Source organism: Phenylobacterium sp. (assembly GCF_030693805.1).
Lineage (GTDB): Bacteria > Pseudomonadota > Alphaproteobacteria > Caulobacterales > Caulobacteraceae > Phenylobacterium.
Genome location: NZ_JAUXZW010000068.1, coordinates 17,267 through 26,292, shown reverse-complemented (window position 1 = coordinate 26,292; position 9,026 = coordinate 17,267). Strand labels below are relative to the sequence as shown.

Genomic DNA, 9,026 nt, shown 5'->3' with positions numbered 1-9,026 from the left:
GCTGACTTTGGCGCTCAGCGCGCGACTCGAGCTCAGACAGGGCCAAGGCCTCGTCATCACCCCGCAACTGCAGCAGGCTATCAAGCTTCTGCAGCTGTCGAACCTTGAGCTCGAGGCCTATGTGGACGGCGAACTGGAGCGCAATCCGTTGCTTCAGCGCGACGAGCGCGACGCCGAGCCCGAGGGCGACCCTGAGCCCCAGGCCGCGGCCGAGATCTCCACCGACCAGGCCAGCGACAGCCACGCCAATGCCGAACTGGACGCACGCCGCGACGAAGCCTCGCCGGGCGAACGGGCCACCGGCGACGCCCCGGACGACATCCCCCCCGGCGGCGCGGTCGACTGGTCGACGGTGGGCAAGGGCGGCGGCTTCGACGGCGACGCCGACGGCTTCGAAGGCGTACTGACCCGAGACAAGACTCTCATCGAACACCTTACAGACCAGCTCGCCGTGGCGCGGTTGAGTCCCGCCGAGAGCGCTGTCGCCAGCGTGCTGATCGACGCGGTCGACGAGGCCGGCTACCTGCGCGCCGACCTCGCGGAAACGGCCGAGCGGCTGGGGTGCACGCTGGAGCTTGTGGAGCGCGTGCTGGGCGTGTTGCAGGGCTTCGAGCCCACCGGCGTCTGCGCCCGCGACGTGCGCGACTGCCTGATGCTGCAGCTCAAGGAACTGGACCGCTACGACCCGGCGATGGCCGCCCTGCTCGACAATCTCGAACTTGTGGCCAAGCGCGACATGGCGGGCCTGCGGCGCATCTGTGGGGTCGACGAGGAAGACCTGCGCGACATGCTGTCGGAGCTGCGCGCCCTGACGCCGCGGCCCGGCGCTGCTTTCGGGGCCGAACCGGTGCAGCCGGTGGTGCCGGACGTCACGGTCCGCGAAGGCCAGGGCGGCCTGTGGCACGTGGAGCTGAATGGCGACACCCTGCCCAAGCTGCTGGTCGACCAGCGCTATCACGCCCACGTCTCAGGCAAGGCGCGCTCTGACCAGGAAAAGACCTTCGTCTCGGACTGCCTGGCCTCGGCCAACTGGCTGGTGAAGAGCCTCGACCAGCGGGCCAAGACCATCCTCAAGGTCTCCAGCGAGATCGTCCGCCAGCAGGACGCGTTCCTCGCCTATGGCGTCGAGCACCTGCGGCCGCTGAATCTGAAGACCGTCGCCGACGCCATCGGCATGCATGAATCCACGGTCAGCCGGGTGACCTCCAACAAGCACCTGGCGACGCCGCGCGGGGTGTTCGAGCTCAAGTTCTTCTTCACCTCGTCGATCGCCTCCAGCGAGGGCGGCGAAGCCCACTCGGCCGAGAGCGTGCGCCACAAGATCCGTCAGTTGATCGAGGCCGAGCGCAACGACGCCGACGTCCACTCCGACGACGCGATCGTCGACATCCTGCACGGCGCCGGCGTCGATATCGCCCGCCGCACGGTGGCCAAATACCGCGAGGCGCTGCGCATCCCCTCGTCGGTCGAACGGCGCCGGCGGCTCAAAGAGCCAGCTTAAGCACACCAGCCTCTGGCGCGCCCGGGCGCGGGCGATTAGCTAGACGCCGCAACCGGCGCCTGCATCCGCCGCCTTTCGTAGCCTGCCCGACGCGCATGTCCGACGAGCCGCCCGACGACCCCGTTCCGCTGTCGAAGTTGCTGTACGCCCTGGCGCGAGGCGACGCCGACGAGATCAGCGTCGGCGCGCTGGTCGACGGGTTCGGCCCGCGCGCGTTCGGGGCGCTGCTGTTCGTGTTCGCCTTCGCCTGCACCCTGCCGCTGCCGCCCGGCGCCTCGACGGTGTTCGGCGCGCCGCTGGTGCTGCTGGCGCCGCAGGTGGCGCTGGGCGCGCCGGCGCCCTGGCTGCCGAAACGTCTTCGCCAGCGCAACATCCCGGCGAGAGACATCCGCAAGATCGCCGGCAAGCTCGCACCCGCGACCGCTCGAATCGAGAAGATCTCTGGCCCGAGGCTGGGATTCCTGTTCGGCCCGGTCGGCGAGCGGGCGATCGGCGTGGTCTGCACCGCGCTCGCCCTGGTGCTGATTCTGCCGATCCCGCTGGGCAACATCCTGCCGGCCGCCGCGGTCTGCGCCTTCGCGCTGGCGCTGGTGCAGCGGGACGGCGTACTGGCGCTGATCGGCTATCTGGTGACCATCGCCAGCACCGCGGTGCTGGTGCTCGCCGCGCACATCGTCGTGAGCATGGTGCGCCACCTGCTGGAGATCCTCGGGGCGGCTTGACACCATCCGCGCTCCGGCGCGTTCATTGCGGTATGCAAGTACAAGTTACCGGCAAGCATGTCGATGTCGGCGACGCCCTGCGCACGCGGGTGTCCGACGAACTCACCAGCAACATTGGTAAGTATTTCGATCGCGGCGGCGGCGCCGACGTGGTCGTCAGCAGAGAGGGTCATTCGTTCAAGGTGGACTGCGCGGTGACGCTGGCTTCCGGCCAGCATCTGCAGAGCCAGGGCCTGGGCGCTGACGCCCACGCGGCGTTCGACAGCGCCCTGGATAAGATGTCCAAGCGGGTGCGGCGATATAGCCGCCGCATGAAGGACCATCATCAGCAGGCGCTCGCCAAGCAGGCCGAGACTGCCTCCTATTTCGTCATCGAATCCCGCGTGGACGACGAGGATGACGCCGAGATCGAGGCTTCCGGCGCAGCGCCGGAGGCGGTGGTGATCGCCGAGACCGAGAAGGCGATCCGCACCATGACCGTCTCGATGGCGGCTATGGATCTGGACTTGACGGGGGTTCAGACAATCGTGTTTAGGAACGCCGCGCACGGCGGACTTTCCGTTGTCTACCGACGGACCGATGGCAACATCGGCTGGATCGACCCCGAGCGCAGCAAGCCGGTGAACGGCGGATCGAACGGGGCCGGCGCCGCGCGCTGACCCGATGCGCTTCCGATCGGTCTTGGACGTTCCTTTCGATTGAAGGCGTTTTAGAGACATGCAGATCGGCGATTTCCTCGATCGCGGCGCGATCGCGTCGCGGATCAGCGCGGCCAACAAGCGCCAGGCGCTGGCGGTGATCGCCGACCTCGCATCGCGCAACTTCGGCTTGGATTCCGGGGTCATCCTGGACGCCCTGGCCGAGCGCGAACTCGCCGGATCCACCGGCGTCGGCCATGGCGTCGCGGTGCCGCACGCGCGTCTGGAGGGCCTGTCGCGGATGCGTGGCATCTTCGTACGTCTGGATCAGCCGGTGGACTTCGATGCGGTGGACGACCAGCCAGTCGATCTGATCTTCGCCCTGTTCGCGCATCCGGACGCGGGCTCGGAGCATCTGCGCACGCTGGCGCGGGTTTCTCGGCTGCTGCGCCACGCCGAACTACGCGACCAGTTGCGCAAGGCGGTCACCGCCGACGCGCTCCACGCCCTGCTGGTGCAGGAACCTGATTCAAACTCCGGCGACCACCCCGAACGCCGCACTGCCTAGGGCGTTAGCCCAGGGTGATTATCAGGAAGTCGCGCAGCGGGGCGAGCAGGTAGCGTGCGATCCCGGTCAGGACCAGGATCACGATGATCGGGCTGATGTCGATTCCGCCAAGCGATGGAATGATCCGCTGCACCGGCCGCATGACCGGCCGCGTCACCGCTTCCAGGAACCGCGCCACGTTATTCACGAACGGGTTGCGCAGATTGATCACGTCGAAAGCGACCAGCCAGGAGATCAGGGCGTTGATGATGATCGCCCAGATCAGAAGCTGCAGAAGGGAGCCCACGATGAAGAATACGAAGCCGATGATGGCGGCCATTCGGACGTCCTTTTGCAGATAGCCGGTTTCTAAGGTGCGCCCCGGCGCCATGCAACATGGGGATCGACCGGCAGGCCGCCAATTAGTGCAGGGCGTGGGTTGACATGACCGGCGACTGAACGCTTATTCCGCGCCGCCTGGGGCCGTAGCTCAGTTGGTAGAGCGCCTCGTTCGCAATGAGGAGGTCAGCGGTTCGACTCCGCTCGGCTCCACCAGGCTTTTCGCAAGCCTGGCCTCTCCAGGCACACCCCGATATCGGCGCGACAAGGCGCCTGAATCCATGGCGTCGGCGCGGTCCGATGGCCTGTGGGCGGCGACACTTTGACTCAGGCCTCGCTTGGCGCCTTGGTGGCCCTTCGGTCGCATGGCGCCGAGGCGCGGGGCGGCGAAGGCCGGCGTCCCGGCCGCCACCGTCCAGCAGTTCCTGCCCAGCATCAGGGCTCGCCGATCGGCGGGCTGCTGTCGGGCCTCGACGCGAACAAGAACGGGTCAATCGTCGATGACGCCATGGGCATGATGAAGGGCCTGTTCAGCGCCAAGCCGGCCTGACATCGCCTTTTTTCGCACCGCCGCACTAGCCCGTCGGCGGCGCGTTGGGAACTCTCTGAGCACTTTCGAGGTATTGCCTGCGAGCCGTCGTGGCGTGCGTTGTAGAGCGTCCGCCCGAGGGCTATGTTGCAGTGCACACAAACGGGCTCGCGCGTTGTTCTCCAAGTTGTTTCCCAAGCCGGTCGCCAACCGCACGCCTCCGACCACCGGCGGCCGCCTGATCTATGCGGTGGGCGACGTGCATGGGCGGCTCGACGTGCTGGAGCCGCTGATCGCCGAGATCGCCGCAGACGCCGCCCGTTCACGTCCGGCGCATAAGCCGCTGCTGATCTTCCTGGGCGACTATGTGGACCGTGGCGACGCCAGCGCCGGGGTCATCGACCTGATCCTGAGGCTGCAGGCCGACACCGCGTTCGAGGTGGTGGCCCTGAAGGGCAACCACGAGGAGGCGCTGTTCCAGTTCCTCGACGACCCGAGCTTCGGGCCGCTGTGGATCGAGCATGGCGGCGGACCGACCCTGGCCTCCTACGGCGCCCCGGCGCCGGTCGGCCGTGGCGACGCAGAATCCTGGATGCGCACCCGAGACGCCTTCGCCGCCGCCCTGCCCGACGACCATCGCCGGTTCCTAGAGAGCCTGGAGCTGATCGTCACGGTCGGCGACTACGCCTTCGTGCACGCCGGCGTGCGGCCGGGCGCGCCGCTAGAGCGCCAGACCGAGCACGACCTGCTGTGGATCCGCCACGACTTCCTGCAGGCGAACGGCCCGTTCGAGAAGATCATCGTGCATGGCCACACTCCGGCCGAGGCCCCGCAAATCACCCCGCACCGCATCTGCGTCGACACCGGCGTCTATGCGACGGGCGTACTGACGGCCGTGCGCCTCGACGCCGACGGCCCTCGCTTCCTGCAGGCCGGACGCCGCCAGGCGGCCTGAGCGCGCTCGACGCTGCTCATTCCCGATGCCGGATGAGCGGATTGTGTCGAGTGACGTCTTGAGCGGTTCGCGCGCCTAGTGCGCGTCGTCCCAGTTGGCCGCGGCCCGCGCCTCGACCACCAGGGGGACGGTGAGCGCCACAGCGGGCTCGGGCGCGGCCTCCATGACCCGACGGGCGACCGCGATCACAGCATCAGCCTCGGACTCCGGGGCCTCGAACACCAATTCGTCGTGCACCTGCAACAGCATGCGCGCGGTGAGCCCCTCGGCGCGCAGGGCGTGGGGCATGCGCACCATGGCGCGGCGGATGACGTCGGCGGCGGCGCCCTGGATCGGCGCGTTGATCGCCGCACGGTCGGCGAAGGCGCGCTCGGCGGGCGACTTGCCGCGCACTGCCGGAATGTTGACCTTGCGCCCGAAGATGGTGGTGACGAAGCCCTGGCTGCGCACCTCGGCCTTGGCGCGGTCCATGTAGGCGCGGATGCCGGGGAAGCGCTCGAAGTAGGTCTTGATGTAGGCGCCGGCCTCGTCCTGCGGGATCGACAACTGGTTGGCCAGGCCGAACGCCGAGATGCCGTAGACGATGCCGAAGTTGATCGCCTTGGCGCGCCGCCGGGTCTCGGCGGGCATGCCCTCGACCGGCACGCCGAACATCTCCGAGGCCGTCATGGCGTGGATGTCCAGGCCTTCCTTGAAGGCCCGCTTGAGCTGGGCGATGTCGCCGATGTGGGCGAGCAGCCGCAGCTCGATCTGGCTGTAGTCGGCGCTGATCAGCACGTGGCCCGGCTCGGCGATGAACGCCTTGCGGATCTTGCGGCCTTCCTCGGTGCGGATCGGGATGTTCTGCAGGTTCGGGTCCGATGACGACAGCCGCCCGGTGCTGGTCGACGCCAGCGAGAACGAGGTGTGGACGCGGCCAGTTCGGGGTGAAATCGCCGCGATCAGGTTGTCGGTGTAGGTGCCCTTGAGCTTGGAAAGCTGGCGCCAATCCAGCAGCGCCCTGGGCAGGGCGTGGCCCTGGGCGGCCAGATCCTCCAGCACCGAGGCGTCCGTGGACGCCGCGCCCTTGGCCGTGGTGCGTCCGCTGCCAAGGCCCATCTCGGCGTAGAGGATCTCGCCGATCTGCTTGGGCGAGCCCAGGTTGAACGGCCGGCCGGCCAGCGCGTGCGCCTGGGCTTCAAGCTCGACCATCCGCACGGAGAAGTCGTTGGAGAGCTGACGCAGGCGCTCGGGATCGACGCGGATGCCCGCGCACTCCATCTGCGCCAGCACCGCCGGCAGGGGACGCTCCAGGGTCTCGTAGACGTTCAGCAGGCCTTCGGCCGACAGCCGCCCGCGCAGGTGGCGATAGAGGCGCAGGGTGACGTCGGCGTCCTCGGCGGCATAGCAGGAGGCCTCGGTCAACGGCACGTACTTGAAGCTCTTCTGCGCCTTGCCGGTCCCGGCGACCTGTTTGAACGGGATCGGTTCGTGGCCCAGCCAGAGCTTCGACAACTCGTCCATGCCGTGGCCGTGCAGCCCCGCCTCCAGCACGTAGGAGATCAGCATGGTGTCCTCGACGGGCGTGACGTCGATCCCGTAGCGCGAGAGCACCGCCAGGTCGTATTTGGCGTTCTGGGCGACCTTCAGGACGCCGGGGTCCTCCAGCAGCGGCTTCAGCCGGGCGATCACGCTCTCCAGCGGGATCTGCGTCAGGTCAGCGGCGGCCTCCAGCGCCAGGCCTTCCATCTCGCAGTGGCCGACGGGGATGTAGCAGGCCTCCCCCGGAGCCACGGCCAGCGACACGCCACAGAGCCCGGCGTTGGCCGAACTCAGCGCGTCGGTCTCGGTGTCGAAGGCGACGACGCCGGCCGCATAGGCGCGCGCGATCCAGTCGTCGAGCGTGGCTTCGTCGCGCACGCAGACATAGGCGGTGACGTCGATGGGCGAGGCAGGCGCGGGCTCCGCCGGCTTCTTCGGCGCGGCGGCGGGGGCGATCTGGCCGCCGCGGGCCTCGGCCACCCGACGCGCCAGCGTGCGGAACTCCATGGCGTCGAGGAAGGTCGCCAGACCTTCCGCCGACTGGGTGGGGTCGATCACCGCCAGGTCGTCGATCGGGGCCGGCAGCGGCGTATCGCAATCCAGCTGGACGAGTTGGCGCGACAGGCGGATCTGGTCGGCGAAGTCGATCAGGGTCTGGCGGCGCTTGTCCTGCTTCACCTCGTGGGCGCGAGCCAGCAGGGCGTCGAGGTCGCCGTATTCGTTGATCAGGGCCGCGGCGGTCTTGACGCCGATGCCCGGCGCGCCGGGCACGTTGTCTACGGAATCACCGCACAGCGCCTGGACGTCGACCACCTTGTCCGGCGCGACGCCGAACTTCTCCATCACCTGCTCGGGCCCGATCAGCAGGTTCTTCATGGTGTCGAGCATGGTCACCTGCGGGCCGACCAGTTGCATCAGGTCCTTGTCGGACGAGACGATCACCACGTCGCCGCCCAGATCCCGGACCTTGCAGGCGTAGGCGGCGATCAGGTCGTCGGCCTCGTAGCCGGGCAGCTCCAGGCAGGCGACGCCGAACGCCCGCGTCGCGTCGCGCACCAGCGGGAACTGCGGCGCCAGATCTTCCGGCGCCGGCGGGCGATGGGCCTTGTACTGATCGTACAGGTCGTTGCGGAAGGTCTTCTCCGAGTGGTCGAAGATCACCGCCAAGTGGGTCGGCGCATCCGGCTGGGCGCGCATGTCGACCAACAGCTTCCACAGCATGTTGCAGAAGCCGGCCACCGCGCCGATCGGCAGGCCGTCGCTCTTGCGCGTCAGCGGCGGCAGGGCGTGGTAGGCGCGGAAGATGTAGCCCGAGCCATCCACCAGGTAGAGCCGGACCTTCGGCCCGTCCTGGGTGGTGTCTCGCGGGAGGTCGGGAAGGCTCTCGGGGGCGTCCGCCAGCAGATCGGTCATGGCGCCTAAGATAGGACCGCGATCGCCCGCGGTCACCCGCCGAGCGACGAGTTCAGGCGAACCGTGTGTTGAGATTGGCGAGCGGCGCCCCGGCCAGCGCCAGGGTCGAGGAGTCTCCGCTCGCCAGATAGGCTTTCACGCCGGCATCCATCGCCGCGTAGGCCGCCCGGAACGGCGCGGTGGCCGAGCTGACGCGCCGCACGCCCAGCGCCTGCAGCCTGGCGGCGGTGGGCGCGCCTGGACGGCCCATGACGTTCGTCGGCAGGTCGATACCGGCGGCAAGCGCGCCGATCAGCGTCTCGTCCACCGGGCCGGGCACGAAGATCCCAGCCGCGCCGGCGTCGGCGTACAGGCGTGCGCGGCGCAGGGCCTCCACCAGCGCCGCCTCCCCCTCCCCGCCGCGGAGGTAGAGGTCGATGCGGGCGTTGACGAAGAGGGCGACCCCCGCGCCCTTGGCCGCCTCCACCGCGGCGGCCACCTTGCGCGCATGCAGATCGGGCTCGCGGCCGCCGTCCTCCAGATTGATCCCGACGCAACCGGCGTCGACCACGCCGACAATGGTGCGCGCCAGTTCGTCCAGGTCGTCGGAGTAGCCGCCCTCGATGTCGGCGGTGAGCGGCACGCTCAGCACGCGGGCGATCTCGCCCAACGCCTGGATCAGGATCGGCGTCGGCAGCTTGTCCCCATCGGCATAGCCGTGCGCCCAGGCGACCGCGGCAGAGGATGTCGCCACAGCTTTCGCGCCCGCGTCCTGCATCAGGGCTGCGCTGGCCGCGTCCCAGCAGTTGGGCAAGACGAGGATGTCGGGGCCGGCGTGAAGGCCGGCGAAGGTTGCGGCGCGGTCCTGCTGGCTCATCGCCC

General features: G+C 68.8%; 9 protein-coding genes and 1 tRNA gene. 7 read left to right on the top strand and 3 right to left on the bottom strand.

Features of this window, described 5'->3' with window-relative positions; translation table 11 throughout:
- The first annotated feature begins 7 nt into the window (after positions 1-7).
- The 4 genes from rpoN to Q8M88_RS02985 all read left to right on the top strand — a co-directional run bounded on the left by rpoN (position 8) and on the right by Q8M88_RS02985 (position 3,429).
- Positions 8-1,501: an RNA polymerase factor sigma-54 gene (rpoN, locus tag Q8M88_RS03000; RefSeq protein ID WP_305594789.1), complete on the top strand. Its 1,494-nt coding sequence runs from the start codon at positions 8-10 to the stop codon at positions 1,499-1,501.
- A 95-nt stretch (positions 1,502-1,596) separates the two neighbouring features.
- A complete protein-coding gene (locus tag Q8M88_RS02995; RefSeq protein ID WP_305594764.1) occupies positions 1,597-2,223 on the top strand; it encodes an exopolysaccharide biosynthesis protein in 627 nt (208 codons plus the stop codon).
- Between the two features lie 32 nt (positions 2,224-2,255).
- A complete protein-coding gene (hpf, locus tag Q8M88_RS02990; RefSeq protein ID WP_305594763.1) occupies positions 2,256-2,882 on the top strand; it encodes a ribosome hibernation-promoting factor, HPF/YfiA family in 627 nt (208 codons plus the stop codon).
- 58 nt (positions 2,883-2,940) lie between these two features.
- Entirely contained in the window at positions 2,941-3,429 is a 489-nt protein-coding gene (locus Q8M88_RS02985; RefSeq protein WP_305594762.1) for a PTS sugar transporter subunit IIA, read from the top strand.
- 4 nt (positions 3,430-3,433) lie between these two features.
- On the opposite strand, the gene Q8M88_RS02980 is transcribed toward Q8M88_RS02985, so the two are convergent.
- Positions 3,434-3,748 (bottom strand): YggT family protein, encoded by a 315-nt coding sequence (locus Q8M88_RS02980; protein WP_305594761.1) that lies wholly within the window; start codon positions 3,746-3,748, stop codon positions 3,434-3,436.
- 139 nt (positions 3,749-3,887) lie between these two features.
- On the opposite strand from Q8M88_RS02980, the gene Q8M88_RS02975 reads away from it, so the two are divergent.
- The 3 genes from Q8M88_RS02975 (at position 3,888) to Q8M88_RS02965 (ending at position 5,231) form a co-directional block, all read left to right on the top strand.
- Positions 3,888-3,963 (top strand) — tRNA-Ala (locus Q8M88_RS02975).
- 133 nt (positions 3,964-4,096) lie between these two features.
- Positions 4,097-4,297 carry a hypothetical protein gene (locus Q8M88_RS02970; RefSeq protein ID WP_305594760.1) on the top strand — a complete coding sequence of 67 codons (201 nt, stop codon included), beginning with the start codon at positions 4,097-4,099 and terminating at the stop codon, positions 4,295-4,297.
- 154 nt (positions 4,298-4,451) lie between these two features.
- Entirely contained in the window at positions 4,452-5,231 is a 780-nt protein-coding gene (locus tag Q8M88_RS02965) for a metallophosphoesterase family protein (RefSeq protein WP_305594759.1), read from the top strand.
- Between the two features lie 75 nt (positions 5,232-5,306).
- Here Q8M88_RS02965 and polA read toward each other — a convergent pair whose 3' ends face one another.
- Together polA and Q8M88_RS02955 are read right to left on the bottom strand one after the other, a co-directional pair.
- The gene (gene polA, locus Q8M88_RS02960) at positions 5,307-8,165 is read right to left on the bottom strand and encodes a DNA polymerase I (RefSeq protein ID WP_305594758.1); all 2,859 of its coding nucleotides are present in this window, start codon (positions 8,163-8,165) and stop codon (positions 5,307-5,309) included.
- A 52-nt stretch (positions 8,166-8,217) separates the two neighbouring features.
- Positions 8,218-9,021 carry an isocitrate lyase/phosphoenolpyruvate mutase family protein gene (locus tag Q8M88_RS02955; protein ID WP_305594757.1) on the bottom strand — a complete coding sequence of 268 codons (804 nt, stop codon included), beginning with the start codon at positions 9,019-9,021 and terminating at the stop codon, positions 8,218-8,220.
- Positions 9,022-9,026 lie beyond the last annotated feature (5 nt).